The organism is Mycolicibacterium litorale (assembly GCF_010731695.1).
Taxonomy (GTDB): Bacteria; Actinomycetota; Actinomycetes; order Mycobacteriales; family Mycobacteriaceae; genus Mycobacterium; species Mycobacterium litorale.
The window spans coordinates 92,515-118,771 of the sequence record NZ_AP022586.1; the positions used below are offsets into that span (position 1 = coordinate 92,515).

The window sequence follows — 26,257 nt, forward strand, 5'->3', positions numbered from 1 at the left end:
GTCAGCCCAACCGGAAACAAGTCCTTGACCGGAGGTATCGACGTGGCAGTGCGAGGCGAGCGAATCCTGGCAGCAGCGCTGGCAGCAGCGGGAAGGCGGCGATTCCGGAACCGGATCGCCGGGCAAGCCGCCCGCTACTGGTCTGCGCCCACAGGATCGGCCTGGGAAGCGAATTCACACTGGCGCAACGGAATCGGCGATCAAGCCTGGCTGGAGGTTGGTGACGACCACTGGAAGATCTATGAAACCTTCGCCCGAGCCCTTAATTCGCCCAGCCCGAACACGGTGATGGAGTGGGGCGCCGGCGGCGGGGCAAACGCCGTGGCTTTCGCCCCCCATGCGCAGCGCTTCATCGCCGCCGACATCTCCCAAGAAAACCTCGACGAATGCGTCCGACAAGTCCGCGCAACGTGCACGACACCCGTCGAGACACGGCGCATCGACCTCGCCTGCCCCGAACAAGCCACCGTCGGATTGGCGGGCAGCTGCGATGTCTTCCTGTGTCTATACGTGATCGAGCTAACGACGGGCGCGAACGCGGTACGGGCCATCCTTAAAATCGCCCGCACCGTGTTGGCCCCCGGAGGCACGGCGCTGGTCCAAATCAAGTACCACACCAGCGATCGTCGGACCCGCGGCTTCGCCGGGACAGCCTACGACCGAAATTTCGCATCGACCACCACCTTCACCATCGAAGAGTTTTGGAACCTGGCGGCAGAGTGCGGCCTCACCCCACGGCTAATCACCTTGGTGCCGGAAAACCGTCTCGACAGCCGCTACGCCTACTACGCCCTCACAATTCCAGCCGCCGTGCAACCCGCGCCGCCTGACGAGCGCCTGCTCGACGTCAAGTACACAGAGTTCGCCGCCACGTTCAACGCTGACGTCGCCGACGCAGAGAGGCGCGCGGCGCGCGGCAACTACATAAGCCGCCGTGAGGTCGAAACAACCGTCGACGACTGACGGTTAATCGGCTTGCCGCTGACTGGTGTAGTAACCGACTCTCCCTGCGTAGATGGCGCGGTGGCATCGTAGGCAGTTCGGAGATTCCGAGCAGCCAGCCCTAGTTGCTCGCGAATGTGGCTGTGGTGGTGGACGATAGCGCGCGGCCCGGCCTACGTTTGCGTCTATGAGCGGAAGTGAGAAGTTGCGGGCGCGCAAGCGTGCGGTGGAAGCGCAGCGCAGGGCGAACGAGAAACGCGCGAACCTTGAACGTGCCAACGTAGACGATGCCGCCTCGGTTCGTGTGCTGCTCCAGCGGCTGCGCGCCGTTGACGCTTGGGAGACTGTGCGCCTCGATCAAGTGAATGAAAACGTGCGCATGGACGCAGCCCGCAAGCGTGTGAGTCACTTCGTCAACCTGCAAACGGTTACCGGGCGGATGAGGGAACGCGGTCAGACGATCGCGTCGATCGCTACTCTCGCGGAGGTCGAGGTTCGCGACCTCCAAAATGTCCTTCGCAGAGCGCGTGCTGACGCGGGCGGCACGCAGCGTGCAACGGAGTCTCGAAACGCCGCGGCTCTAAGCGCAAACGGCGCAAGTTTGGGGAGCCATAGCGCAGTTGGCGTTGACCATCATCAACCGATCGCAGCGGACAACTACCCGACATCCGATCCGAATCGGTGCGTCCGTTGCGATGCGGTCATGCTGGATCCCGAAGTCACTTCCCGGCGGGGGCGTCCGCGTCGCTATTGCTCTGACACGTGCCGCAGAGACGCCTCGGCGGCGCGTACAGCAGCACAGCGGCACGGAGAACCGATTCGCATCGTCGAGGTTCCTCGTGCTGCCGTCCGAAGTGCATCGAGTACGCAACAACACGGTGCCACCGCTCCGGTAATTCGTTCCGCATGCGACGCGGTAGAATTCGCGCTCCAAAACGCGGACGCCATGAAGATACTATTGTCGAGTGTGGCTGAGCGGGCACGGCGTAAAGAGTTGGACCGCAGCACATTTGAGGCCGCCCGAGAACTCGGCAAAGTGGTCTATCCAAATAGGAGTTAACGCGTACCCTGGCTCGGCGCTACCCCGTCAGATGCGAAGCATGTCGTGTTCCGCCTTCACTTGATGGGGCATGGCTGGCCATGCAAACAGGCGGCGGCATCAATCCCAGCGTGACTGATCCTGACATATGAGAGTTCGGTTGGAATCAAACGTTCTGGACATGACGCGGCTGGCAGTGTCCTGTTTGCTTGAAAGTGCAGATCAGCCCACTGAACTGGGACTATACGCTGAACGAATGTGTGCTCAGCTGTGGCGAAGTGTCTGTGCCAAGCGGTAGTTTATGAAGTCATGGAGCGTCTAGATCTGCAGCCGGCCACCGCGTGGGGCGGAATTGCGGCAGCTGGCGTGGCCGGTTCAGACGCCGCGTCTGTTGAACCGGCTGGTCCAATCGCTAGCGGCAGGCTGTCCATCATCGACGCCGCAGCCGGCCTCGCAGACTTCACTTCTATCGCTGCCCAGCAGGGTCACGCGGCGGGGCTTCTTCTGCGGGTTGAAGCATTGAGCACTGCAGCAGCCGCAGCAGTTAATTCCCTTGTTGTCGTTGATGAACTGAACGCGACACAGCTTCGATCCGTGGTGGAGTGACTGTGAGCAAGCTGGCGTTCTACCTCGCGGTCGTTAGCACCGTGGTTGCCATCATGTCACTCGCTGTGAGTCTCAATATCTTCCCACGTGGGCAGTCTGAAAACGCGATAAGGCCGTCGACCTCGTCCACGTCTGCTGCGGAGCCCTCAGAAAAGCACGACGCAGCAATTGAGGCGTGTGTTGGCCTGAGGAACTTCAAGAGCGGTGTTGGGATTGCGCGTGGCGCCTTCATCGATCGCGTCGACCGGGCCAATGACTGGGAGTCATCAGAAAGCCTGGGGGTGCAGGGCTACTACTTCAGCGCGGTGGGTGCGGAGTTGAACTATATGGCCACCCGGCTAGGTCCAGGCGCACCACGAGAAATTGTTGATGCCCTCGCTGATGTCCGGCGGTCGATCGTGGCTGTGGTCGACGCAGATTTGCGCCGTGAACCCGCCTCCATTTCCAACGACATGGTTGATCAGTACTCGAGTGCCCTGCGGGCCGCTGAAAGTGCCTGCGAAGCAACGGGGGTCGGCTAATGACCGCTTCACCACCCGCTCGTAGCTATTCACGCTTCATCGTGGCGCCCGATGTATGGCCGGTCACCCGCGAGCAATCTGAAGGACGGGCTGCTGCTCAACGTCGTCTGGCGATGGCGACTGCGGCTGCAGCAGATGCTCACCGGGTCGCCTTGCATGGCTTGCAGGTTGTCGGGGTGGCGCATTCAAATGGTTTCGAAGCAATGCACGCTGCCTACAGGCGTATTCAGGTTCGGGCCGACGATAAGGCCGACGCGGATAAGGCTGCCGCTGATCTGATGCAGAGTGTTGCGGCGATCCAGAAGAGTGCTGAGCTGATGATTGACACGATTGATGCTGAGGCACATCAACAACTGGTACACGTGCCGAGCAGAAGTCCCACCGCTATCAACATCATCACCAGTGCTGCTGCGCGGGCGCGAGGAATCGCAGTAGGGGCAGCCGATGAGATCCGCGCTCTAACTGTGCAATTCGTCCAGGGATTTACGCCTCTGCCGGAGGGACCCCCGAATGGCGATCCGTTTAGTACCGGCGATGACGATCGGTCGACCGATAAGCGATCCGACGAATCGCCTGAGCGTCCACCCGAGGCAGCAGTGGAGACCGGTGATACGCAGCCTCGTCTTTCGGTGCCAGACCCGTCTGATGCCGAATCCAGGTCTGGTAACACTGCGCCGCGGGTCAGCACCGGGCCTACCCCTGGTTCTTCATCGCTGTCACCGCACCCCCCGGCGCAGAGCGCCAGTCCTGCGTCCGTAGCCGCGGTTGGTGACATCGGAAGCAGTGGGGTAGGCCTCGCCGGACCAGGACGTTCCTCATCCATCGGCTCGTTGGCCGCGTTCGGAAGTTCAGCATCTCCGCTATCGGGATCGGGCACTGGAGGAATGTCGCAGTCGGGTTTGGTACGACCGGCAGTATCTGCATCGCCGTCTCCTGCTGTCGCGCTGCAAGGGGTCATGCCTGCAAGTGGTCTTGCGCCGCTGTCATCGGTCACCGGCGCTCAGACGACCAGCTTCCCTGCTGTCGTAGCCACTGCGACGCCGGCGCAGCCGGCGGCATCTCCGAGTGGAATCTGGCATCCGTTAATAGGAGCGACCACGGGTGCCGTGCCAGCGTCTATTGCCGGGCCGCAGGTAGTGTCGAGTACTAATCCCTATCCAGCGGTTTCAGCACCCTTGCTGCCCCCGGGGCCGCTGGGTCCGCCGCCTTCAGTTCCGGCCGCAATTCCACCGGCCGCCGGTGCTGTCCCATTGATTGGCGGCGCTCACACCTCAATGGCGCCTGCCGGCGCATCGGTCGCGACGGCAGCGTTGACAACTCCCGCCGCGACGCTGCCGTCCCGGGTAGCGGCCGCGGCGGCCCGGGACTTGGAACGGCGGCGCAACGAGTCGAGTGATCTACAGACGGTTAAATGGTTGGCGTGGGAACTGTTGTACGCCACCGAATCCTGCCGAACCTTCGCACTGTGGGCCGTCGGCCTGATGTATTCAGCGGCTGGCGATCGGCATGTTGTGGCGCTGACACATCACGGTGCGGGTTACGTCCCCGCGGGGATTGTGGTCCCTAAGGGCGTGCGGATGCTCTGGTCTGACCAAGCTATTGGAGAGGGCTTTCGTAGCCGATGGATCGGAAATCTCGATCCGGCTGCGACACTGATCGCCTTCGCAGAAGTCAAGGCCGCGGAGCCGGCTGGCTGGCGCTTAGCCGCTGCAGCGACCACCTGGTCGGACGTAACAGCGCTCATGACTGCCGCGCAACGCTGGGGCACTGAATGGGCCACCTGCTCCGGTATGTCCATGCCCGCCTCAATCGGAAAACGTGACGCTATCGCCAACGCGAATACTCCGCACCGATTGGAGCGGGAGTACCCCGACCTTTTCGAGCGTGTAGCGCAACTTCGTGCCAGAGGGCTTACCCAGCGAGCCGCCAAACTGGTCACGGAAGCAATCGTTTCCGACGCGCGCCTTGCGATCGTCGCCGACGGTGGCCCCCGAATTCCGCCGAACTTCGACTCGGTGTGGCCGGCTGCAGCTGACGGCAGAGTAGACGCTTCGGATCGCGCCCGTTTCGCCGAAGCGGTTCAGCAGCAATGGTTCAGCATCGGAATGGTGCAGCCGGGTTGGGAAGATGAACGCACTGACACCGTCTGTGCAGAGTACAGGGGGCAATGGCTTATTTGCCGGGCGCTTGAGGTGGTCCTGGGGTGGATAGCTGACGACAACTGCGGGGCAATGCAGGCGGACCTGCCGCTGGAAGACATGATCTACGCCGCAGCACATGCCTACCTCGACAGTCGGGGAACCGGCTGGATCACTGCAATTTTCGACGCTGCAGGCGGTTCATCCTGATAATGGATTCGCTCCCTCAGGAGGTAGATGGTGAAGCTTGGCGCGCCGAGCTCGCGCGGCAGCATACGTATCTGGCGAACGTCGTCGATCAAGCATGTGCCTGGACGCGCGAGTTCCACGTGCAAACTGGGGTTGAGCTGTGCGGCAACTACACCTCACTAAAGAGTTATCCCCTGCTGGACTACGCGAACAGGCTGAGACAGCTCAGCTCAGCACTAAAAAGAGTGTGCGCAATTGCTTCGCTACAGCCTCCGCCGCCGACCTGGGACCGCACGACCCTGCATGCGCCCCCGGCTATAGCGGTGCCCGGGCGAGACCCAGATTGGCGACGGGCCGATTACTCGGAAGGCGGTCGGTACCTGCTGATGCTTCAGCCCACTTCGCCACCCGGATACCCGGCTACCGCTCGTGAACAGTGGAGCGCTGCCCTTCGCCTTGCGAGCCCAAGCATCATCGAACGCGAAATCGGTGTGCCGCAACTAGTTGCCTACGGTTGGATGGCTCGATCGGAGTTCGACAAAGCATATCGAGTGGTGCACAGAGCGTTTCTCGACAGTGCGGCCGCCACGTTTGGTCGTGCGTGGGCTACCGGATCTTCCGAGGATGGAACTCGTTCAATGACCGTGCTGGTGAGTTGGATGAAGGCACTGACCGACCATGGGTGCTCCTTGGGTGATTGTGATTCCGTGCTTCGCGACATCGAGGTCGTAGACCCGCAAGCTGTCGCGGATTGCAGAGCAGTCCAGGAAGTTTGGTGCCCTCCCACGCCCTGACCTGCTCCGCCGGCTGATACAAGACCGACGCAAATGCCAGAGTGGCGCCTGCGGCAGTCTTTGGCCTCACGGTGCTTCACTGCTCTCGGGCATGTAACCGGTGACCTCATACTCTTGGACCAATCGTGAAGATCATTGCAATGCAGGACCTCCTAGAGAACTTCGACGAAGTGCTCTTGAGCGTCGAACGAGGGGATTCATTCGAAATCCGGGCGGAGGATGGTCACGCCATCGCCCTGCTGCTGCCGATTCAGGATGAGCTCTAGGACCCAGCCACCCCACCGAGGCGAGCTGCCACATGTCGACGCTTCGCCGGTGTTGACGCATCATCAGACCGGATGAAACGGTATGCGATCAACTATCTGGGCACCTGTTTTCCTGCACCACAGCGCACGGTCAAGACGCTGCCGCCGTGCGACCCTCGCCAGCCTTCGCGTCGGCATTCAAAACTTTCTGCTGACTCCGGTCGAAGTTCGCGTTCTCGCTGATCTGCGTAAGCGAGAGACGCGAGGGTTGCGAGGCTCGCTGAGCCACAACATCTTTGTACGGCGGATAGATTGTCCACAGCAGTACGTTCCTGCGGTTGCGCGCGCCATCATCTTCGATCACCCATCCGAGGTTGCGTAGAGCGGGTGCGTGCCTACGCAGCAGCCCAGAAACGTCGCGACCGTTCTTCGGCCAGTCCCTCGGTCGTTGCCAGTCGTCGTTGACCGGTGTGAGCAGCATCAGCAAATCACTGCCGGATTGACCAACAGCAGGTTCTAATGTCCGCGAGCGAAGCTGTTCGATAAACGGGTCGACGGACAAACTGTCCTCAGACAACTGATTGGCGCGCGACATGTACCGGCGTACGCCATTAGTCGACAAGATCTCGTCCACGGCCGCCAGCGTGCGACAGAAGTCCGCCATCCTGGGCGAGTCCTCAACTGTGATGGTCTCCAACCGATGGTGAACGGAGGCAGCCAAGTCAAGTAGTCCGCCAAAAATACCTGGTAGAGCTGTTTCCCACCGCTGTCGCATCTCGGCCTCTGACTGTCGCATTCTGGGGTCGATGCGTCGCAGCTCGACGATCGCTAGCCGCTCTGCCAGATCGGGTCGGATGGCGCCGACGTCGATTCCGTTGATAATCACGCATCGACGAAACTTGATGACAGCCAGATCGGCATCGGTATATAGAGACCGTTTCACCATGGCGTCGCCTGTCGCAGCGCGGCATAACGAGTCCGACAGCCACGGCGGGATGGCCGACAGGTTGTCCAGAGCAACGACCCACGATCCAGAAGCGGCAACCGCCCATGAGTCCGCGTCCCGCGGCGCCTGACGAAAGGGGGCGGGCGAAGGATCGATGAGTTCGACCAAGCTCCGTGTCGATGTCGTTTTAGCGCTACCTTGCTCGCCAAACAGGGCTAGTACCGGATGCGGGACGTCGCACTGAACCAAAGCAGCTACTAGGAACGCGAGAAGAACTGGGCGGTCCTCAACGGCGACATTGACGAACTCCCAGAGCTTCGTCACATCCCCGCGGGGGCTTGGTGCCGGCATCGCCCCCGTCAGCTTCGTATTTCGGAGGAACCGCACCGGCGCAGTGGGAGCCATCGACCACCTTCCGTCGCAGACTTTGATTACTTGACCGTTTGGATCTCCAGTGTCGATGTAGATCGTCCCGTGGTGGTCGGCAACGCGTAGGTTCAACTTGTCGGGTGCCTGCGTGGCCGCCAGACCTTCCAAAATCAGTGTGGCGTCGGTAAGTGCTTGGCCCCCGGCGACCGCACCGGTCTCGGTGAAGTAGCGAGCGGCGAGATCTGCCCGTAGGCCAGCCCTCCCACCACGCAGGAGTATCGCGAGGTGGGGTCGACTGCGTTCGGCGCCAAATGGTTCGCCGTCCTTGGAGACTCCGAGAACATAGCGTTCCCGGGCCATATCGACTAAGCGTGCCGCGACTGACTTCTTGTCCCCCTCCCCCCTGCCGCTCAAGGGATTTCCTGCCCGTGGTGCTGTCGATTATCGGCATGCTGCGCTATTCTCATGAGGAACTTCCGTGTGGCGTGATCGGGTGGTTCGAACGAAGGCCTCGGCTAGTCCCCGAGGTCTTTTTCGTGCGCAGGCACTAAGCGGCGTCGCCGCCTCCGCGGCGGGTTGCGCTCTCTCGCTCCGATATCCAGCGCAATACCTCGGCCCTCCGATAAACGACTCGGCGTCCCAAGGTGAAACTCGCCGGGCCAATATTCGAATGCCGCCAGTACCTCAGCGTCCCCATCGGAACTCCAGTGATGTCCGAAACTTCCTTCGCTCCTAGCAAATCCATCAAATTACTCCTCAGCTATGGTCGGTTCGCCTGAGCCAACAGTGACTGGTGACTTGACGGTCTGTCCACGACCACAGCCACATTCGCTTGAAGAAAAGCCTTTCAATGACTCGGGGGTCGTGACGTCTTCGGCGGGCTCATGGTCCGGCCTCCGGACAACGAAGCGGATGAGGGGAGCGGAGTACTGCGGTACTTTCAGCGTATGACGACTCGAAACGAGCGAGCGGGAATTGACGACCGCTGGCACAAACGAGTCAAGGCGCCGGACGGCGCGATGCGCACTGAGCGGTCTGCGGTATATGGCAAGGTGTCGCGATGGCGTGTCAGGTGGGTTGACGCCAGTGGAGCCGAGCGCACCAAGAGTTTCCAGCGTAAGCCGGATGCGCAGGCCTACCTAAATGGGCTGACCGCCGATGTGCAGCGCGGCGAGTATGTCGATCCGCGGAAGAGTGCGGAGACTTTCGGATCGGTGGCCGAGCAGTGGTTCGCCACCAAACAGCACCGCAAGCCGAAAACCGTTGCCGGATATCGCTCGTTGCTCGACACTGTGGTGCTGCCGAAGTGGGAAAGTGTTCAGCTGAAAAGAATTAATTATGAATCATATTCAACGTGGCTAGGGGCGCTGTCAGTCGACGGCGGGCAACGCGGAACCGGCCTGTCGGCAAGTCGGATCACCCAAGCTCATCAGCTGGTAGGCGCTGTCCTGAAGTACGCCCAACGGACTGGCAAGGTGGCGAAGAACGTCGCGTTCGAGATCAAGCGGGACGAAGATCTTCCCGAGCAAGGCGAGCGTGAGCGGCGCTATCTGACCCATGCCGAGCTGCTAATGCTGGCGAAGGCTGCTGATCGGTTCGAGACGCTGACGCTCGTTCTCGGGTACTGCGGACTGAGGTTCGGCGAAGCCGTTGCGTTGCGCCGCCGGCATGTGGGGGATCGGATGCTGACGGTGCGCTCGTCCGCAACAGCCGTCACCGGTAAGGGCATCGTGGAGTCAACGACTAAGACGAAGCGGGATCGTCACGTGCCTGTGCCCGAACCGGTTTGGAAAAAGCTCAAGGCCGAGCTGCCCGCCGACCCCAACGCGCTGGTCTTTCCCAGCCGAAAGGGCGGGTTCCTTCCACTTGGCGAATACCGCTGGGCGTTCGACAACGCGTGTGCTGATATCGGCATCGACGGGCTGGTACCGCACGGGCTGAGACACACCACGGCGTCACTGGCGATCAGTGCAGGCGCTAACGTCAAGGTCGTGCAGAGACTGCTTGGGCACGCGACCGCCGCGATGACGCTCGACCGCTACGGCCATCTTCTCAACGACGATTTGAGCGGTGTGGCGGACGCCCTGGGGAAGGCTATCGACAGCACTGCGGTGTTACTGCGGTATTCAGAGCATCGTGACGAGGCGGAAAGGGCCTAAATTAGGCTCTGAACTGCAACGCCCCCATAGCCCAATTGGCAGAGGCAGCGGACTTAAAATCCGCCAAGTGTCGGTTCGAGTCCGACTGGGGGCACCGCAGTTTCTGCAGGAAGGCGCGATTGCGGCTCGAACATTCGAACAGTCGTTGAAAGCTCCCTGCGTCAGCACCGCGTGAGCGTGGAATTTCGACCGATACCTAGACTCCGAGAATGCGCGTGCCTCGCCGAATCGCAGAGTTCAACAAGCGAGTCACCAATCCGGCGGCTCGCGCGATCACACCGTGGCTTCCGAACCTCGGGACGCTCGAGCATGTCGGGCGGAAGTCGGGTAAGCGATATCGGACGCCTCTTGTGGTGTTCAAGACCCATGATGGCTACGCCATTCTTATCGGCTACGGCCTGCAGACGGACTGGTTAAAGAACGTGCTGGCCGGCGGACCGACGGTGTTACGCAAGTGTGGACGAGCTGTCACGCTCGGCGACCCACGGGTGGTGAGCAAGGCCGAAGCCGCGGCCCTCGTCATACCGCGTTCTCGCCTCCTCTACCGAGCGTTTCCCTATAACGAGGCAGCCGTGCTGCTAACGAATGTGGGCTCGGCGGGTTGACCTCGGTACCGCACCGGACTGAGAGCCGAAGAAGCGGCTCATCTTTGCCCAGTGTCGGTTCGAGTCCGACTGGGGAGCTGCAGGGGCCGGGCTGATAACGCCGACCGACGCGCGTAGCCAACTTGCGCTCTTACTCCGGAGCAGGAGAAGCCATTAGGGGGCCGTGCGCGCGTAGGCATCGAACGCCGCCCCGTAGCTGTGCCGATAGCGGGTTCTTTGAATAGCGGCGCGACGACACAGTAGGCGGTCAGGGCGACCGCAACCGCGAGCTGGTCGACCACCGCAGCATCGCCAGTCGAGCTGCACGTCGTCCACTCACCCCCTTGACTGTGCGCTGGGTCACAGTAATATGACCAGTGGTCATAAGCGACGTGGAGGCTGGATGCCGACGGTGACATGGGCCCGACTCGATGGCGAGCGCCGGGCAGCGGTGGTGGCAGCCGCGGAAGCGGAGTTCGCCGCGCACGGCTTCTCGCACGGCAGCCTCAACGTCATCGCTCGGCGCGCGGGCGTCGCCAAGGGCAGCCTCTTCCAGTACTTCGCCGACAAACGCGACCTGTACGCGTTCATCACCGACGTGGCGAGTCAGCGCGTGCGCTCGTACATGGAGACGCAGATCCGCGAACTCGACCCGAGCAGGCCGTTCTTCCCCTTCCTCGTCGACCTCCTCGACGCATGGGTCGCCTACTTCGCCGAACACCCCAGAGAGCGATCACTGCACGCCGCAGCGAGTTTCGAGGTCGAGACCGACGCGCGGGTCAGTGTGCGCGCCGTTGTTCACCGCCACTACCTCGAAGTGCTGCGGCCACTGGTTCGCGACGCGGCTGCCCGCGGCGATCTGCGGTACGACGCAGACACCGACACCCTGCTCTCGCTGCTGCTGATGATCCTGCCCCACCTCGCACTGGCGCCCTACGTGCGCGGCCTCGACCCGATCCTCGGGCTCGAAGAACTGTCGCCCGAACAGCCGGCCTTGGCTGTGCGCCGATACGTCGCCGTGCTGGCGGCGGCCTTTCAACCCGTCCCGGTGCAGCCCTCACCGGAAACGTCCGCCCAGGAGGTAACACCATGACCAGGACACGCTCTGACTCGCTCGCCGCCGGCGGGCTGAATTGGGACAGCATGCCGCTGAAGCTCTTCGCCGGCGGCAACGCCAAGTTCTGGGACCCCGCCGACATCGATTTCTCCCGAGACCGCGCTGACTGGGAATCGCTGTCGAACCTGGAGCGGGACTGGGCCACTCGCCTGTGCGCCCAGTTCATCGCCGGTGAGGAAGCGGTCACCCAGGACATCCAGCCGTTCATGGCCGCGATGCGCGCCGAGGGCCGACTCGGTGACGAGATGTACCTGACGCAGTTCGCCTTCGAGGAGGCGAAACACACCCAGGTGTTCCGCATGTGGCTCGACGCCGTCGGCATGACCGACGACCTGCAGGGCTACCTCGACGATCTGCCGTCCTACCGACAGATGTTCTACGAGGAACTGCCGGCATCGCTGGACGCCCTGGTCGCCGACCCGTCGCCGGCGGCCCAGGTGCGCGCCTCGGCGACGTACAATCACGTCATCGAAGGCATGATGGCGTTGACGGGATACTATGCCTGGCATCGGATTTGCGTAGACCGCAAAGTGTTGCCGGGTATGCAGGAGCTGGTCCGCCGCATCGGTGACGACGAGCGTCGGCACATGGCGTGGGGCACCTTCACCTGCCGACGGCACGTCGCGGCCGACGACGCGAACTGGGACGTGTTCGAGAACCGGATGAACGAGCTCATCCCTCTCGCGCTCAGCAACACCGACGATTCGTTCGCGCTGTACGACGAAATTCCTTTCGGCTTCGCGAAGGAGGAGTTCCAGCAGTACGCCGCCGACAAGGGCATGCGCCGGTTCGGCACCATCAGCAGCGCTCGCGGCCGCGCCCTGGCAGAGATCGACGTCGACTACTCACCGTTGCAGTTGGAGGACACCTTCGCCGCCGAGGACAGTCGAGTGCTGGCCACGTCCGCCTGACCTCACGCTCGCCGAGCCAGTCGAGCAATTCTCACTGGATACGGCGGCTGACGATACATACTGGGCCCACTGGATGGTCAATGTCAGCGGCAGAACTTTCGCCGTCTGCGGTCGCCAAACGGGTGGCGTGTGAACAGGTTTGACGGCAAGGGTGTCCTGGTGACCGGGGCGGCGTCGGGGATCGGCCAGGCCACGGTGCAGCGGCTCCTGGACGAAGGAGCCTACGTGGTGGGCGTGGACCTCGCCAAGGCCGATCGCGAGGCCGATCGCACCGCCGAGCGATACGTCTACCGCTCCGCCGACATCGTGGACGGTCAGGCCGTCGATGACGCGGTGGTCGCCGTCGTGTCCGGGGCGGGGCGTCTCGACGGTGTGGTGCACTCCGCGGGGGTGGCCGGTGGCGGACCCATCCACCTGTTGCCTGACGACGAATGGGACCGCGTGGTCGACATCAACCTGAAGGGCACCTTCGTCGTCAATCGCGCCGCGCTGGGCCAGATGATGCAGCAGGACCGCGTCGACGGCGAGCGCGGCGCCATCGTCAACCTGTCGAGCATCGAGGGGCTGGAGGGCACTGCCGGCGGAAGCTCCTACAACGCATCGAAGGGCGGCGTCGTGCTCTTGACCAAGAATGCCGCAATCGGATACGGGCCGAGCGGGATTCGGGTCAACGCCATCTGTCCCGGCTTCATCGAGACACCGCTGTTCGACTCTGTCGTGGGCATGCCCGGCATGGAGGAACCGCGCGAGGGCCTACGCCACGAGCACAAGCTGCGACGGTTCGGCCGGGCGGCCGAGGTGGCCGCCGTCGCCGCCTTCCTCCTCTCCGCTGACGCGAGCTTCGTCAGCGGACAGGCGATCGCGGTGGACGGCGGCTACCTGGCCGGACGCGATCACCAGGTCACCGAGTTGCTCGGTCTGGGCGGCCCCTAGCGCGCAGCGCCGCCCAAACCTGCGCGACGACGCCCGCGGCCCGGCTAGCGTGTGACTGCCCACCCGGGGCCAGAGGGGAGACACCTATGCGTATCGGTCGACCACGACACGGTCTGACCGTCGCCGTCGCGGCGGTCCTGCTCGGACTGCTCGGCGTGGCGACGCTCGCGGCGCCGCACGCCCAGGCTGAGGGCGAAACCTACGTCATAGCCACCGACACCACCTTCGCCCCATTCGAATTCCAGGACAACGAAGGTAAGTTCGTCGGCATCGACATGGACCTGATCCGGGCCATCGCCGAAGACCAGAAGTTCACCGTCGACATCAAGCCGCTGGGATTCGACGCCGCGCTGCAGGCCGTGCAGGCCAATCAGGTCGACGGCGTCATCGCCGGCATGTCGATCACCGACGAACGCAAGCAGGTCTTCGACTTCTCGGAGCCGTACTTCGAGTCCGGCATCCAGATGGCCGTGCTCGAGAACAACGAGGACATCAAGTCCTACGAGGACCTCCGCGGGAAGCGGGTGTCGGTCAAGAACGGCACCCAGGGTGCGGATTTCGCGAACTCGATCAAGGGCAAGTACGGCTTCGAGGTGGTGTCGTTCGCCGACTCGTCGACGATGTTCGATGAGGTCAAGACCGGAAACTCGGTCGCCGTCTTCGAGGACTACCCGGTGCTCCTGTACGGCATCGCCCAGGGCAACGGCTTCAAGACCGTCACGCCGAAGGAAGACCCCACCGGCTACGGGTTCGCGGTGAACAAGGGCCAGAACGCCGAACTGCTCCAGAAGTTCAACACCGGGTTGAACAACCTCAAGCAGTCGGGGCGCTACGACGAGATCATCGACACCTACCTCGGCGAGGGCGCGACGGCCACCGACGACTCGTTCTTCGGGCTGATCAAGAGCACACTCCCGTTGCTTCTCGAGGGCCTGAAGATGACGGTGATCCTCACCGTCGTGTCCATCGCGATCGCACTGGTGCTCGGCACCATCTTCGGACTGCTCCGCGTGTCACGCTTGATCTGGCTACGAGCCATCGGCACCACGTTCGTTGACATCTTCCGCGGCACACCGCTTCTGGTGCAGGCCTTCTTCATCTACTTCGGCATCCCGTCGGCGCTCGGGTTCCAGATGTCGGCGCTGACCGCAGGCATCATCACGCTGTCACTCAATGCCGGCGCCTACATGACCGAGATCGTCCGCGGTGGAATCCTGTCGGTGGACAAGGGACAGATGGAAGCGGCGCGGAGCCTCGGTATCGGCTACCTGCCGACCATGCGCAAGGTGATTCTCCCGCAGGCGATCCGCACGATGATCCCCTCCTACATCAATCAGTTCGTGATCACGCTCAAGGACACCTCGATCCTGTCGGTCATCGGCATCGCCGAACTCACCCAGACCGGCCGGATCATCATCGCCGGCAACTACAAGTCGTTCGAGATGTGGCTGATCATCGGCATCGTCTACTTCATCGTGATCATGGCGTTGACGAAGCTGTCCGACCAGGTCGAGAAGAGGATCGTGAAATGAGCCAGCTGATACCGGAAGCGGCTGCTACCGAACCCCAGGACAAGGTCAAGATCCGCACCGAAGGGCTCAAGAAGTCGTTCGGCGACCTCGTCGTCCTCGACGGCATCGACGTCACGATCAAGCACGGTGAGGTCGTCTGTGTGATCGGGCCGTCGGGCTCGGGCAAGTCGACGTTCCTGCGGTGCCTGAACAAGCTCGAGGACATCACGGGCGGCACGGTGATCGTGGACGACTTCGACGTCTCCGATCCCAAGGTGAACCTCGACGAGGTGCGTCAGCACATCGGCATGGTGTTCCAGCACTTCAATCTCTTCCCGCATATGACGGTCATCGAAAACGTCACGCTGGCACCACTTCTCACCAAGAAGATGGACAAGGCGGCAGCCGAGAAAAGAGCTCTCGAACTGCTGGATCAGGTGGGTCTGGCGGAGAAGGCGCACGTCAAGCCGGCGACGCTGTCGGGCGGCCAGAAACAGCGCGTCGCCATCGCCCGAGCGCTCGCGATGAACCCGTCGATCATGCTGTTCGACGAGGCCACCAGCGCGCTGGATCCCGAGATGGTCGGGGACGTCCTCAAGGTGCTGCGCGAACTGGCCTCCGGCGGTATGACCATGGTGGTGGTCACCCACGAGATGGGGTTCGCCCGCGAGGTCGCCTCCCGGGTGCTGTTCATGGCCGACGGCAAGATCGTGGAGGACGACTCACCGGCCGAGGTGTTCGACAACCCCAAACACCCTCGCCTGCAGGAGTTCTTGTCCAAAGTCCTGTAGATCGAAGCACTCGTCTACCGTGGCCGGTATGGCTTCTCGACGCGTGGCCGTGATCGGGGCCGGGATTTCCGGGGCGGCTTGCGCGAAGGCGCTGCGCGAGCGGGATGTCGCCGTCGACATCTTCGAACGCGGTCGCGCCCCGGGCGGCCGGCTGGCATCACCGATGGTGCAGGGCCGGCGCGTCGATCTGGGCGCTGCGTACTTCACCGTCAAGGACGAGGCCTTCGCCGCGGTGGTCGACGACTGGGTGAGCCGGCGACTCGTCCACCCCTGGACCGACACCTTCGAGGTGCTGTCACCCGGCGGGCGCGACGTCACGACGGGGCCCGTCCGCTTCGCGACGACCGGCGGATTGCGCTCTCTGGCAAGGGGTGTCCTGCCTGATGACGTCCGTTTTGACACCCCTGTCGAATCGGTCGACACCCTGAACCACGATGCGGTGGTACTGGCGATGCCCGATCCGCAGGCCGCCCGCCTGGCTCCCGGAGCATGCGACTGGGTCGACTACGAACCCGTGATCGCCGTCGCCGCCGGGTGGGCCCGTCGCTGCTGGACCATGCAAAACGCCGCCTTCGTCAACGATGACCCCGATGTCTCGTTCGTCGCCGACGACGGCGCCCGGCGCGGAGACGGTGCCGCCGTGCTGGTCGCGCACACCACCGCGTCGCGCGCCCGCGCCCACCTCGACACGCCCGACGATGCCGTGGCGCCGGTCATGGCCGCCGTCCGCCGGCTGCTCGACATCACGACCGAACCGTCATGGGTCCACGTGCATCGCTGGACGTTCGCCAAGCCGTCTGGCACGCACGGCGACGCCGAGTTCGGCTTGGTCACCGGACAGCGGCCACTGGGCATCTGCGGTGACGCGTGGTGCCCGACGGGTGCGCCGCGTGTCGAATCGGCGTGGCTGTCGGGTGGGCGTCTGGCCGCTGCGATCGCCGAGACGCTGTCCTGACTACCGCGCGGCGCGCTGCGCCGACGCCTCCTGCTGACCGGCCGTCATCACCCACCTGATCCCGCTGACCAGCACGCGCCCGGACAGCCGCACTGCCGTGGCCTCCAGGGGTGGGAGATAGGGGAGCAGCAGTGGCTTTCGCGCCCATGCCGGCAGCATCGCCACCGAGGTGGCGGCCAGCACGCCGTAGGGGGCGCGTGCGGGAAGGGGCAGCGGCGGCGTCAACAGCAGGAACCGGGCGGCGTCGCGTGCGGCCGCGGTACTGCGCAACTCCGGCCGGTAAGCCTCGATCCGCTCCCGCAACTCACCCTCGGTGCGCGGCGGGTTCACCACTCCGATTGCGGTTGCCACGCGCGCGGTGTCGGCGACATACCCATCGCGGCCGACCTGGTCGAGGGGATGCGCCCCGTAGAGCTGATGGGCGAGCAGGAAGCTGTCGATCTCGGCGATGTGCACCCACTCGAGCAGGTGCGGATCACCCGCCTCGTAGGGAGTCCCGTCGGGCGCGACGCCGCGCACCCGTCGGTGGATCCCGCGCACCTTGTCGACGGCGCGTTGCGCGTCGGCCGCGGGCCCGAACGTCGTCACGGCCAGGAACGTGCTGGTGCGCTGCAGACGTCCCCAGGGGTCCCCGCGGTAATCGGAGTGCTCGGCGACACCGGCCATGGCCAGCGGATGCAGCGACTGCAGGAGCAGCGCACGCAGCCCGCCGACGAACATCGACGCGTCGGCGTGCACACGGCGGATGGGGCGGTCCTCGGCGAACCACCGCGGGCCAGGCGTCCCATGGATCCGGGCGCGGTTGTCCGGCCCGTCGGGTCCGGCCACAAGGCCGAACAGAGCGCGGCCCAGACCGTCCCTGACCGCGCCCAGTTCCCGCGTCAACACCATGACTACGACGGTACGTGTCCACTACGGCCTGATGAGGATCCCGTCGTCCGACGCCGGCTTCGGCAGCTTCGTCGGGTCGGCGACGAGCGATTACCGTCCCTTGGTGTCGTTCAACGCGACGCGCTCGACGCGTTCTAGCTCGCGACGATGAACGACAGGATCGCGAGCACCACCAGGATCAAACCCACGAGCACCAGGAAGGCGCCCATCGACGCCCGCCGCTGCCCCTTGTCGGCGTCGGAGCGGGTCGCGTCCTTGACCGACGTCTTCATCGACGCGAACAGATTCGACCAGGCGATGCGCGACACGCCCCGACGGGTCGCCGTCGCATCACGCATGGGCTGCTCCGGCACCGTCCCCACCCCGGCGCCGTAGAAGACCAACCCGACCAGTACGGCCACAGCGGCCAGTACGAGCAAGACCACACCCAGTCCCGCCATCGCGAGCCTCCTTGAAACCGTTTCGTGTCGCATACCCACTACGGCAGCGGGTCGAACTCACCGGCTGCAGCGAAAGGCGTCAGCCGGCGGACACCCCACGGGTCTCGGGCGGGGGCTCGGGCAGATCCCACGACGAGTACGTGTACCGCTCATCGTGGCGGTCCGAGGCGCCGAGCATGAACGCCCGGTGGTAACGACCAGCGCGGGCTATCGACGCCAGCCAGGTCGCGACCGTGCTGATGCGATTGCTGACGCCGGTGAGAAACGCGATGTGCAGCAGCCCCCACGCCAACCACCCGGGATACCCGGACACCCGGACGGGCCCGACCTGCAGCAGCGCGTGGCCGTGGCTGATGTACGCCGCTGATCCCAGATCGCGGTAGCGGTAGGGGCGTCGCGCCCGTCCCGCGAGATCGCGGCGGACGCAGGACGCCGCATGGAGTCCGCCCTGCATCGCGTTCTCGGCGACCCCGGGCAGCTGGTCACGGCCGGCGAGGTCGCCGATGACGAAGATCTCGGGATGCCCGGCGACGGTGAGGTCCGGCTCCACCGCGATGCGTCCGGCCCGATCGGATTCCGCGCCGAGGACCTTCGCGACGTGGCGGGCGAACGGGACGGCCTCGACCCCGGCGGTCCAGAGCACGGTCCTCGTCTCGAAATGCTCCTCGGGGCCGCCCTTCTTGGGCGTGACGGTGACACCGTCACGGCGCACGTCGGTCACGTGCACGCCGAAGTGCAACTCGACGCCGAGGTCGCGCAGCGTCTCGTTGGCCTTCATCGCCAACTTCGGCGCGAAGCTCTTCAACACGCTGTCACCGCCGTCGAACAGCAGCACCCTGGCATCTTCCGGCCTGATGCTGTGGAACTCCTTGGCCAGCGTCCGGGTGGCCACCTCGCGGATCTGGCCGGCCAGTTCCACGCCGGTGGGTCCGCCGCCGGCCACCGCGAACGTCAACCAGCTCGTGCGCTCGGGCCCCGGCGGCAGTGTCTCGGCGATCTCGAACGCGGTGAACAGCCGCTGCCGGATGTCGAGCGCGTCGTCGAGGGTCTTCATCCCCGGCGCCCACTGCGCGAAGTGCTCGTTGCCGAGATACGACTGGCGCATTCCGGCGGCGATGATCAGGACGTCGTACTCGACGGTGAAGGTGGTCTCGTCGGGACGCATCGCGGTGACCGTGCGGGCGTCCGGATCCAGCTCGACGGCTTCGCCGAGCAGCGTCCTGACGTTGCGATGCCGCGCGAACTCTTCGCGCAGCGGACGGCTGATGTGTCCGATGCTCAGCTTCCCGGTCGCGCACTGATAGAGCAGCGGCTGGAACAGATGGCCGGCGGCGCGGTCGAGCACGGTCACGTCCACGTCGACGCCGGCCAGCCGCCGTGCGCAGAACAACCCGCCGAACCCGCCGCCGATGATCAGTACCCGAAGCCTCTGGTCACTCATCATCCGGAGGCTATGCCCTCAACGCGCCGCCGTGAAGCGGCACGAGCGGCAACCAACGGCGCCGGGCAAACCCGAAACCGTCCTCTGCGGCCCCCGAACTGTGCCACCATCCGTCTCGGCGACAGCCATGAAACGGGGGAGTGGCAATGGAACGCATTCCGATGTGGCTCGGAATCGGCGCGGTCACCGCCGGCGTCTCGGCGGCCGCGCTCGCCGGCGCCGGCGCAGCGAGCGCGGACACCGAGGACGGTGCCGGTCCGTCCCCCGCCACCACCTCCGAACAATCGACGGCCCCGACGTCCGACTCCGCAGAGACCGCTGAGCAGGATACCGATCCCGAACCCGAGGTCGACGAGGACGAGCAGGACGAAGGGGAGCCGGAAGACAGCGAAGAACCGGTCGAGCAGGAACCGGTCGACGAAGATCCGGACGAGAGCGAAGACCCGGTCGAGCGCGACTCTGTCGACGACACTGTCGACGACGCCATCGACGACACCATCGACGAGCCCGAAGAACAACAACCACAACAAGAACCGGAGCCCCTGCCCCTTCCCGCGGACGACTCCGAGGAACCGGCACCACCGACCGACACCACCCTTGACGACGGTCCGGTCATCAACGCCGCGACGATCACCCGGGAGCCCGGCGAACCCGGTCCGGTCGCACGCGAATTCACCGCGCCGCCGGTCTCGTTCCCCGCACCCGGGACGCCGCTGCCGTCGCCGTTCCCGTTCCTCGATCAGCTCCCGCCGGTCGCCAAGGCGTTCGGCTCCCTGGCCTTCGACGTCCTCGGCGCGGCCATCAAGATCTTCACCGGACCGCCGCAACTCCCACCGGGCAGCACCGTGACCGTGCGCACGTCGACCCTCGAGATCGCCGACGGCCGCCGCGTCACCGCCGACTGGTACTTCCCCGCCGGCGACGAACCGCCCGAGCGGATGATCTACCTGCAGCACGGTTTCCTCGCTATCGGCCCCATGTACAGCTACACCGCCGCCTATCTGGCCGAGCGCACCAACAGCGTGGTCGTCGCCCCAACGCTGACCTCGAATCCGTTTGCGGCGGGCGGGATGTGGCTCGGCGGTGACCCGATGTACCAGGCGGTCGCGAACCTGTTCACCGGCGACCGCGAGGCGCTCAACGCCAGCGCGGTGGCCAGTGGCTACACCGATCGCTACGGTGCCACCGCCACCCTGCCCGACGATTTCGTCCTGGTGGGCCACTCCCTCGGCGGCGGCTTCGTGGCCGGCGTCGCCGGCCACTACGCCCGGGCCGTCAGGCTGGGTGGCGAGCCGAATCATCTGGCCGGCGTCATCTCACTCGACGGCGTGCCACCGCGCAACGACATCGTCGGCGATTCACTCGAGGCGCTGGACGCCTCCGGCACCTACGTGCCGTTCCTCGAACTGCACGCCCCGACCAACTACCTGAACTCGACGAGCAACATCACCCAGGCCCTGGACGCGGGGCGTGCCGGCAAGTTCCACGGCGTCGTCCTCAACGGCGGCGTGCACATGGACTCGATGCTCGGCGGCAACCCGATCATTCAGCTCGCCGCCTACGTGGTCGCCGGCTTCCCGAAGCCCCAGAACCCGCCTGCGGCACAGCTTCTCATGGCCGGCTGGATCAACGACATGTTCGCCGACCGGATCGACGCGGACACCGGGACGTGCGCGGGCACCGACTGCACCGGCACCTACGGGCCGCCCGGATCCAGGGTCGAGATCCCCACCGGCAAGGGCCGCGCGACCGCCACCGTGCTCGGCACCCCGGTCGCCACCTTGCGGAACATCGTCCCGGCGTCGCTGTGGCGACCGACGCGAACCGTGCTGCTGCCGGTCGCCTGAGACGCTCAGAGCTGCGAGCGTCCGCCGTCGACGGGAAGTTCGGCGCCGGTCGTGTACGTAGCGTCGAAGGCGAGGAAGGCGACCGCCCTGGCGACTTCCATCGACTCGCCGTACCGCAGCATCGGGTTGTCCGCGGTCAACTGCGCTCTGGTCTGCTCGGCCACGTCGGGTGGCAGCGACGCCTCCAAGATCCCTGTGTCGATCGGCCCCGGACTGACCGCGTTGACGCGGACCCCCTGCGGGACCAGTTCGCGGGCCAGTGTGCGGGTCATCGACCGCAGTGCGGCCTTGGTCGCCGAATAGGCGCTGGTCAGCGCCATCCCCATCTCGTCGACGATCGAGGTGGTCAGCACGATGCCGCCGCCGGCTTTCACCAGCGGGGCGAGCCGCTGCACCGTGAAGTACGGGCCCTTGGCGTTCACGCTGAACACCTCGTCGTACATCTGCTCGGTCATCTCCTCCAACGGTGCGAACAGGCTGATCCCGGCGTTGGCGAACAGCGCGTCGACAGCACCGAATTCGGTTGAGACACGGTCCGCGAGCGCCGCGATGTCCGACAGTGACGCGGCGTCGCTGCGGACGGTGACCGCGCTCGGCCCGAGGTGCTCCCCGGCCGAGTCGAGCGTGGCCTGGGTGCGCCCGGTGATCAGGACACGCGCGCCTTCGTCGACGAACAGCTTCGCGGTCACCAGACCCAGCCCGCTGCTGCCGCCGGTGATCACCACCTTCTTGCCGTCATATCTGCTCATGGTTTCGAGTCAAGGTCGCGCGGGCGGCGGTGTCCAAGACCTGTCCTGCAGGTCGTCATGCCGCGCAGGCATGACGAGTACGCTGACGGGGTGTCCGAAGCTCCTGTCGCGCCCGACCTCGGTGCGGACCTGGACCTACGGCTGGTGCGCTATTTCACGGTCGTCGCCGAACACCTCAACTTCGGTCGCGCGGCGGCCGCTCTGCACGTCGCCCAGCCGGCACTGAGCCGCCAGATCCAGCGCTTGGAGCGGGATCTGGGGGTGCGTCTGTTCGACCGGACCCCGCAGGGCAGTCGACTCACCGAGGCGGGCCGGGCCTTCCTCCCGAAGGCGCGGGCCCTGCTGCACGACGCGCGCCGCGCCGCGCTCATCGCACGTGCCGCCGGGACGCCGGCGGCGGTGGCGATCGGCTTCGCCGACGACCTCGTCATCACCCCCGCGGTGCGCGAACTGCGCCGCCGCCACCCCGAGGCGCGTGTGGAGACGCGCCACCTCGGGTGGGCCGAAGGCCGCGACGCGCTCCTCGAACATCGGGTCGACGCGCTTGTCACCCGGATGCCGTTCCCCTTCGACTCCCAGGGTCTGTGCGTCACGGTGCTCTACGACGAGCCGCGCGTGCTGGTGATCCCGTCCTCGCACCGGCTCGCCGGCCGCGAGTGGGTCGTCACCGACGACTTCGCCGAGGACGACATCGTGCCGTGCCCGATCACCGCCCCGACCGAATGGAACGAGTTCTGGCGTCTCACGCCCACAGCAGGTCAGTCGACGTCCGTCGGTGTCGCGCCGAGTTTCGAGGACAGACTCGAACTCGTGGCCGGGGGCCTGGCCATCGCGGTGTTGCCCGCCGGTGACCGCCGCTTCACGCTGCGCGACGACATCGCCGCGGTCCCGATCCGCGGCATCGACCCCTACCAGGTCGTCGTCGTCACCCGCGAGCAGGACTCCGACCTGCTCGTGGCCGACTTCCTCGCGACCGCTCGGGCGAAACTCACTGGGGCGTAAGGGCATTCACCGGGAAGTCGAAGTAGGTGTCGGGGTGGACGCGGGCTTGTGCGCCGGTTCTCGCCGGTCGATGGTGAGCGGAAAGTGAATGGGCGATGTAAAACTATCGACAGCTTCTCGATCTCATGCTCCGGATGGACACCGCAACGACGCGGATCGCCTCTTCCCAACGAACAGGAACCCACGATGTCCGCAGTCGCCACCGGCGAACCGACCCCCGACGCCACCGAGCGGCTGGAATCCGACCTCACCGTCATCCCCGAGTCCGCCAGGACGACCGACGTGCGTGGCCAGTTCTGGATCTGGGCCGGCGCCAACATCGCGCCGATCAACTGGGTACTCGGCGCACTCGGCGTCACGATGGGCCTCGGCCTGTTCGAGACGATCGCCGTGCTGGCGGTCGGCAACGCCATCGGGATGTCCCTGTTCGGGATCTTCGTCATCATCGGACAGCGCACCGGCGTCACCGGGATGGTGCTGTCCCGCGCGGTGTTCGGGCGGCGCGGCGCCTACGTCCCCGCTGCCGTGCAGGCGATCGTCTGCATGGGCTGGTGCGCGGTGAACACCTGGATCGTGCTCGATCTGGTGATGGCGCTGCTCGGCCGCATCGGCGTCGCCGACCCCGACAGCGCCGCGCACGGGCCCCGCATCGTGGTGGCCGCCATCATCATGGTCATCCAGGTGGTGATCGCGTGGTTCGGCTACCGGGTGATCGCGGCGTTCGAACGCTGGACGGTGCCGCCGACCATCGCCGTCCTGATCGCGATGACGGCGGTCGCATGGTTCGGCCTCGACGTCGAGTGGGGCTACGCGGGCGACGCGACACTGACCACCGGACAGCACATCGCTGCCCTGTCGGCGGTGATGACGGCGATCGGAATCGGCTGGGGCATCACCTGGTTCGGCTACGCCGCCGACTACTCCCGATTCGTGTCGACGTCGGTACCGGCACGCAAGCTGTTCCTGGCCAGCGCCCTGGGCCAGTTCATCCCCGTGGTGTGGCTCGGCGCACTGGGCGCGACGCTGGCGACGCTGAGCTCGTCCTCGGATCCGGGCGAGATCATCGTCGACGCCTATGGCGTGCTCGCCATTCCCGTGCTGCTGCTCGTCGTCCACGGACCGCTGGCCACCAACATTCTCAACATCTACACCTGCACAGTGTCCACCCAGGCGCTCGACATCCACATCAATCGCCGCGTACTCAACCTCGTCATCGGCGCCGTCGCCATGGCGGTGGTCGTGCTGTTCGTGTTCAACGGGGATTTCGCGATGACGATCGACAGCTGGCTGATCGGCATCGTCGGCTGGCTGGCGCCGTGGGCCGCGGTGGTGCTGGTGCACTGGTTCGTGGTCGCGCGCCGGCAGATCGACGCCGAGGCACTCGTGGCCCCGCCCGCGGCGGGCCTGCTGCCCTCGGTGCGGCCGACGGCGCTGGTGGCGCTGGGCGTGGGGATCGTGTTCACGTGGATGTTCATGTACGGCATGACGCCGCTGCTGCAGGGACCGATCGCCAACGCGCTTGGCGGAGTGGACCTGTCGTGGCTGGCCGGCGGCATCGTCGCGGCCACCACCTACCTCGCACTGGAGGCGCTCAGAGGGCGCCAGACCGGCTAGTCCGCCCTGCCGACTGCACGGTTGTTGGACCTATCGCCCGAGAAGCCCCGTCAACAACCGTGCGCTCGGCGCAGCGGTCCGTCGAGCCGCCGTGATTAGAGTGACGTGGGTGGACAACACGCTCGCCTACATCGACCAGGCATCCTTTCTCGGGCTGCGGGCGCTCGGCCGGGGGCCACTCATCCAGTTCACCTGGGTGTACGACCGGCCCGTCGACCTCGACGGCCTGCGCCGGTTCCACCGCAACCTGGGGCACGGTCTGCTGGGTCGGCGCGTCGAACGGTCGCCGCTGCCGTTCGGACGGCACCGCTGGGTCGCCGACACCGGGCCCGCAAACCTCGACATCGCCGCCGACGACCGTCCGCGTCACGAGGTGTGGGCATGGGCCGACGAGCGGGCGGACCTGCCGATAGACCCCGAATACGGACCGCAGTGGCACCTCGGCGTCCAACCGCTGATTGGTGGTGGCGGCGCGGTCAGCCTCGTGGTCTCCCACACCACCGGCGACGGGCTGGCCATCTGCAACGCGGTGGCCGACGCCGTGAACGGTGTCCGGCGCGACCTCGGATATCCGCTGCCGTCATCACGCAGCCGCCGAGAAGCCATGGCCGAAGACGCCCGCCAGGCCGTCCGCGGCATCCCCGAGATCGGGCGGGCGATCGCGGCGACGGTGCGGGTGGCGCGCTCGCAGCGCGACGAACTCGCGTCGTCGATGTCGTCGGCGCGTGCCCAGGTGGTCACTGGTGAGACGCGGACCGTGGTGGCGCCCTGTGTGCTGGCGCTGCTCGCCGTCGATCACTGGGACTCCCGCGCGAAAGAGCTTGGCGGCAACAGTAATTCGCTGCTCGCCGGCTTCGCTGCGCGGGTCGGATACCTGCTGGGCCGCACCGACGACGCCGGGCTGGTCACCCTGTCCTACCCGGTCAGCGAACGCGTCGCGGGCGATACCCGCGGCAACGCGCTGACCGAGGCCAGGATGCAGGCCGACCCGGTCAAGGTCACCACCGATCTGACCGAGTTGCGCGCCACCATGAAACGCGAATTCGCCTCGTTGCGTGACAAGCCCAACGAGCTGCTCGAACCGCTGCCCCTCACGCCGCTGACCCCGCGGGTGCTCGTGCGGCGGCTGGAGTCGATGATCGTCGAGCGCGGCGCCCCCATCGGGTGCTCGAACCTCGGCGACCTCGATCCCGCCGTGAACCGGCCGGACGGGACGGACGCCGCGTTGTTGGCGCCGCGCATCGTCGAGCCGAAGATCACCACCACGATCCTCGACAAGTCGGGCGGTCTGCTGTTCATCGGCTCGTGCCGCCTCAACGGCCAGGTCTCGGTCACGGTGGCATCGTGGCGGCCCGGCGGGCAGAACACCAAGGACGCGTTGCGGGAGGTGGTCGAGCAGGCGCTGACCGACCTCGGCCTCACCGGCACCGTCGAACCCCAACCTCACAGTCTCCGCAAGGCTTGATAACAAGCGGGTCAAGGCCCGCGCTGCGCGTCGGTGATCGCCGCGCCCGCTGTTAGCG

General features: G+C 65.4%; 25 protein-coding genes and 1 tRNA gene. 19 read left to right on the top strand and 7 right to left on the bottom strand.

What is annotated here, in order from left to right:
* Positions 1-42: 42 nt before the first annotated feature.
* From G6N30_RS00435 to G6N30_RS00450, 4 genes are all read left to right on the top strand, one after another.
* Positions 43-963, top strand: a complete 921-nt coding sequence (locus G6N30_RS00435) for a class I SAM-dependent methyltransferase (protein WP_234880202.1) — start codon at positions 43-45, stop codon at positions 961-963.
* A gap of 166 nt (positions 964-1,129) precedes the next feature.
* Positions 1,130-2,002 (top strand): hypothetical protein, encoded by an 873-nt coding sequence (locus G6N30_RS00440; protein WP_134055706.1) that lies wholly within the window; start codon positions 1,130-1,132, stop codon positions 2,000-2,002.
* A gap of 288 nt (positions 2,003-2,290) precedes the next feature.
* Positions 2,291-2,587: a hypothetical protein gene (locus G6N30_RS00445; RefSeq protein ID WP_011856758.1), complete on the top strand. Its 297-nt coding sequence runs from the start codon at positions 2,291-2,293 to the stop codon at positions 2,585-2,587.
* Between the two features lie 2 nt (positions 2,588-2,589).
* Positions 2,590-3,108, top strand: a complete 519-nt coding sequence (locus G6N30_RS00450) for a hypothetical protein (RefSeq protein WP_232100374.1) — start codon at positions 2,590-2,592, stop codon at positions 3,106-3,108.
* A 185-nt stretch (positions 3,109-3,293) separates the two neighbouring features.
* Here G6N30_RS00450 and G6N30_RS27075 read toward each other — a convergent pair whose 3' ends face one another.
* Positions 3,294-3,470, bottom strand: coding sequence for a hypothetical protein (locus G6N30_RS27075; protein WP_234880201.1), 177 nt, complete (start codon positions 3,468-3,470; stop codon positions 3,294-3,296).
* A gap of 1,053 nt (positions 3,471-4,523) precedes the next feature.
* On the opposite strand from G6N30_RS27075, the gene G6N30_RS27080 reads away from it, so the two are divergent.
* Together G6N30_RS27080 and G6N30_RS00460 are read left to right on the top strand one after the other, a co-directional pair.
* Positions 4,524-5,456: an EspK C-terminal domain-containing protein gene (locus G6N30_RS27080; RefSeq protein ID WP_234788706.1), complete on the top strand. Its 933-nt coding sequence runs from the start codon at positions 4,524-4,526 to the stop codon at positions 5,454-5,456.
* Between the two features lie 898 nt (positions 5,457-6,354).
* Complete coding sequence (locus G6N30_RS00460; RefSeq protein WP_156448508.1) at positions 6,355-6,495, top strand: hypothetical protein; 141 nt, start codon at positions 6,355-6,357, stop codon at positions 6,493-6,495.
* A 130-nt stretch (positions 6,496-6,625) separates the two neighbouring features.
* Here the strand turns inward: G6N30_RS00460 and G6N30_RS00465 are convergent, their stop codons facing one another.
* Entirely contained in the window at positions 6,626-8,149 is a 1,524-nt protein-coding gene (locus G6N30_RS00465) for an AICE element replication initiation protein (RefSeq protein WP_234880200.1), read from the bottom strand.
* Between the two features lie 187 nt (positions 8,150-8,336).
* Positions 8,337-8,534, bottom strand: a complete 198-nt coding sequence (locus tag G6N30_RS00470) for a helix-turn-helix transcriptional regulator (protein ID WP_011856752.1) — start codon at positions 8,532-8,534, stop codon at positions 8,337-8,339.
* 202 nt (positions 8,535-8,736) lie between these two features.
* Between G6N30_RS00470 and G6N30_RS00475 the strand changes: the two genes are divergently transcribed.
* The 9 genes from G6N30_RS00475 to G6N30_RS00515 all read left to right on the top strand — a co-directional run bounded on the left by G6N30_RS00475 (position 8,737) and on the right by G6N30_RS00515 (position 16,750).
* Positions 8,737-9,948: a tyrosine-type recombinase/integrase gene (locus tag G6N30_RS00475; protein ID WP_134055702.1), complete on the top strand. Its 1,212-nt coding sequence runs from the start codon at positions 8,737-8,739 to the stop codon at positions 9,946-9,948.
* Positions 9,949-9,968: 20 nt separating this feature from the next.
* Positions 9,969-10,042: transfer RNA gene (locus tag G6N30_RS00480), tRNA-Leu, on the top strand.
* A 115-nt stretch (positions 10,043-10,157) separates the two neighbouring features.
* Positions 10,158-10,553, top strand: coding sequence for a nitroreductase family deazaflavin-dependent oxidoreductase (locus G6N30_RS00485; protein WP_134055700.1), 396 nt, complete (start codon positions 10,158-10,160; stop codon positions 10,551-10,553).
* 382 nt (positions 10,554-10,935) lie between these two features.
* The gene (locus G6N30_RS00490) at positions 10,936-11,625 is read left to right on the top strand and encodes a TetR/AcrR family transcriptional regulator (protein ID WP_134055698.1); all 690 of its coding nucleotides are present in this window, start codon (positions 10,936-10,938) and stop codon (positions 11,623-11,625) included.
* Positions 11,622-12,560: a R2-like ligand-binding oxidase gene (locus G6N30_RS00495; protein ID WP_134055696.1), complete on the top strand. Its 939-nt coding sequence runs from the start codon at positions 11,622-11,624 to the stop codon at positions 12,558-12,560. The genes G6N30_RS00490 and G6N30_RS00495 overlap by 4 nt, the downstream gene beginning before the upstream one ends.
* Positions 12,561-12,689: 129 nt before the next feature.
* On the top strand, positions 12,690-13,493 hold the full coding sequence (locus G6N30_RS00500) for an SDR family NAD(P)-dependent oxidoreductase (protein WP_134055694.1): 804 nt from the start codon (positions 12,690-12,692) through the stop codon (positions 13,491-13,493).
* A gap of 86 nt (positions 13,494-13,579) precedes the next feature.
* A complete protein-coding gene (locus G6N30_RS00505; protein ID WP_134055692.1) occupies positions 13,580-15,025 on the top strand; it encodes an amino acid ABC transporter substrate-binding protein/permease in 1,446 nt (481 codons plus the stop codon).
* Complete coding sequence (locus G6N30_RS00510; protein ID WP_134055690.1) at positions 15,022-15,795, top strand: amino acid ABC transporter ATP-binding protein; 774 nt, start codon at positions 15,022-15,024, stop codon at positions 15,793-15,795. The genes G6N30_RS00505 and G6N30_RS00510 overlap by 4 nt, the downstream gene beginning before the upstream one ends.
* A 28-nt stretch (positions 15,796-15,823) precedes the next feature.
* Positions 15,824-16,750: an NAD(P)/FAD-dependent oxidoreductase gene (locus G6N30_RS00515; protein WP_134055688.1), complete on the top strand. Its 927-nt coding sequence runs from the start codon at positions 15,824-15,826 to the stop codon at positions 16,748-16,750.
* Here the strand turns inward: G6N30_RS00515 and G6N30_RS00520 are convergent, their stop codons facing one another.
* The 3 genes from G6N30_RS00520 to G6N30_RS00530 all read right to left on the bottom strand — a co-directional run bounded on the left by G6N30_RS00520 (position 16,751) and on the right by G6N30_RS00530 (position 19,522).
* Positions 16,751-17,641, bottom strand: a complete 891-nt coding sequence (locus G6N30_RS00520) for an oxygenase MpaB family protein (protein ID WP_179965527.1) — start codon at positions 17,639-17,641, stop codon at positions 16,751-16,753. It lies immediately after the preceding gene.
* Positions 17,642-17,775: 134 nt separating this feature from the next.
* Positions 17,776-18,081 carry a hypothetical protein gene (locus G6N30_RS00525; protein WP_134055686.1) on the bottom strand — a complete coding sequence of 102 codons (306 nt, stop codon included), beginning with the start codon at positions 18,079-18,081 and terminating at the stop codon, positions 17,776-17,778.
* Between the two features lie 79 nt (positions 18,082-18,160).
* The gene (locus G6N30_RS00530; RefSeq protein ID WP_134055684.1) at positions 18,161-19,522 is read right to left on the bottom strand and encodes an NAD(P)/FAD-dependent oxidoreductase; all 1,362 of its coding nucleotides are present in this window, start codon (positions 19,520-19,522) and stop codon (positions 18,161-18,163) included.
* Positions 19,523-19,668: 146 nt separating this feature from the next.
* On the opposite strand from G6N30_RS00530, the gene G6N30_RS00535 reads away from it, so the two are divergent.
* Entirely contained in the window at positions 19,669-21,369 is a 1,701-nt protein-coding gene (locus tag G6N30_RS00535) for an ICP22 family protein (protein WP_134055682.1), read from the top strand.
* Positions 21,370-21,374: 5 nt separating this feature from the next.
* Here the strand turns inward: G6N30_RS00535 and G6N30_RS00540 are convergent, their stop codons facing one another.
* Positions 21,375-22,118, bottom strand: a complete 744-nt coding sequence (locus tag G6N30_RS00540) for an SDR family oxidoreductase (protein ID WP_134055680.1) — start codon at positions 22,116-22,118, stop codon at positions 21,375-21,377.
* A 90-nt stretch (positions 22,119-22,208) separates the two neighbouring features.
* On the opposite strand from G6N30_RS00540, the gene G6N30_RS00545 reads away from it, so the two are divergent.
* The 3 genes from G6N30_RS00545 (at position 22,209) to G6N30_RS00555 (ending at position 26,199) form a co-directional block, all read left to right on the top strand.
* Positions 22,209-23,120 (top strand): LysR family transcriptional regulator, encoded by a 912-nt coding sequence (locus G6N30_RS00545; RefSeq protein ID WP_234880199.1) that lies wholly within the window; start codon positions 22,209-22,211, stop codon positions 23,118-23,120.
* 186 nt (positions 23,121-23,306) lie between these two features.
* Positions 23,307-24,734, top strand: coding sequence for a cytosine permease (locus G6N30_RS00550; protein ID WP_134055676.1), 1,428 nt, complete (start codon positions 23,307-23,309; stop codon positions 24,732-24,734).
* A 109-nt stretch (positions 24,735-24,843) separates the two neighbouring features.
* A complete protein-coding gene (locus G6N30_RS00555; protein ID WP_234880198.1) occupies positions 24,844-26,199 on the top strand; it encodes a hypothetical protein in 1,356 nt (451 codons plus the stop codon).
* Positions 26,200-26,257 lie beyond the last annotated feature (58 nt).

Bases quoted from the DNA above. Each gene is read 5' to 3' on its own strand.
- G6N30_RS00540 (WP_134055680.1), bottom strand. From the start codon at position 22,118: ATGAGCAGATATGACGGCAAGAAGGTGGTGATCACCGGCGGCAGCAGC.
- G6N30_RS00530 (WP_134055684.1), bottom strand. From the start codon at position 19,522: ATGAGTGACCAGAGGCTTCGGGTACTGATCATCGGCGGCGGGTTCGGC.
- G6N30_RS00525 (WP_134055686.1), bottom strand. From the start codon at position 18,081: ATGGCGGGACTGGGTGTGGTCTTGCTCGTACTGGCCGCTGTGGCCGTA.
- G6N30_RS00475 (WP_134055702.1), top strand. From the start codon at position 8,737: ATGACGACTCGAAACGAGCGAGCGGGAATTGACGACCGCTGGCACAAA.
- G6N30_RS00550 (WP_134055676.1), top strand. From the start codon at position 23,307: ATGTCCGCAGTCGCCACCGGCGAACCGACCCCCGACGCCACCGAGCGG.
- G6N30_RS00485 (WP_134055700.1), top strand. From the start codon at position 10,158: ATGCGCGTGCCTCGCCGAATCGCAGAGTTCAACAAGCGAGTCACCAAT.
- G6N30_RS00470 (WP_011856752.1), bottom strand. From the start codon at position 8,534: ATGGATTTGCTAGGAGCGAAGGAAGTTTCGGACATCACTGGAGTTCCG.
- G6N30_RS00465 (WP_234880200.1), bottom strand. From the start codon at position 8,149: ATGGCCCGGGAACGCTATGTTCTCGGAGTCTCCAAGGACGGCGAACCA.
- G6N30_RS00495 (WP_134055696.1), top strand. From the start codon at position 11,622: ATGACCAGGACACGCTCTGACTCGCTCGCCGCCGGCGGGCTGAATTGG.
- G6N30_RS00535 (WP_134055682.1), top strand. From the start codon at position 19,669: ATGGAACGCATTCCGATGTGGCTCGGAATCGGCGCGGTCACCGCCGGC.
- G6N30_RS00440 (WP_134055706.1), top strand. From the start codon at position 1,130: ATGAGCGGAAGTGAGAAGTTGCGGGCGCGCAAGCGTGCGGTGGAAGCG.
- G6N30_RS00505 (WP_134055692.1), top strand. From the start codon at position 13,580: ATGCGTATCGGTCGACCACGACACGGTCTGACCGTCGCCGTCGCGGCG.
- G6N30_RS00445 (WP_011856758.1), top strand. From the start codon at position 2,291: ATGGAGCGTCTAGATCTGCAGCCGGCCACCGCGTGGGGCGGAATTGCG.
- G6N30_RS00515 (WP_134055688.1), top strand. From the start codon at position 15,824: ATGGCTTCTCGACGCGTGGCCGTGATCGGGGCCGGGATTTCCGGGGCG.
- G6N30_RS00490 (WP_134055698.1), top strand. From the start codon at position 10,936: ATGCCGACGGTGACATGGGCCCGACTCGATGGCGAGCGCCGGGCAGCG.
- G6N30_RS00520 (WP_179965527.1), bottom strand. From the start codon at position 17,641: ATGGTGTTGACGCGGGAACTGGGCGCGGTCAGGGACGGTCTGGGCCGC.
- G6N30_RS00510 (WP_134055690.1), top strand. From the start codon at position 15,022: ATGAGCCAGCTGATACCGGAAGCGGCTGCTACCGAACCCCAGGACAAG.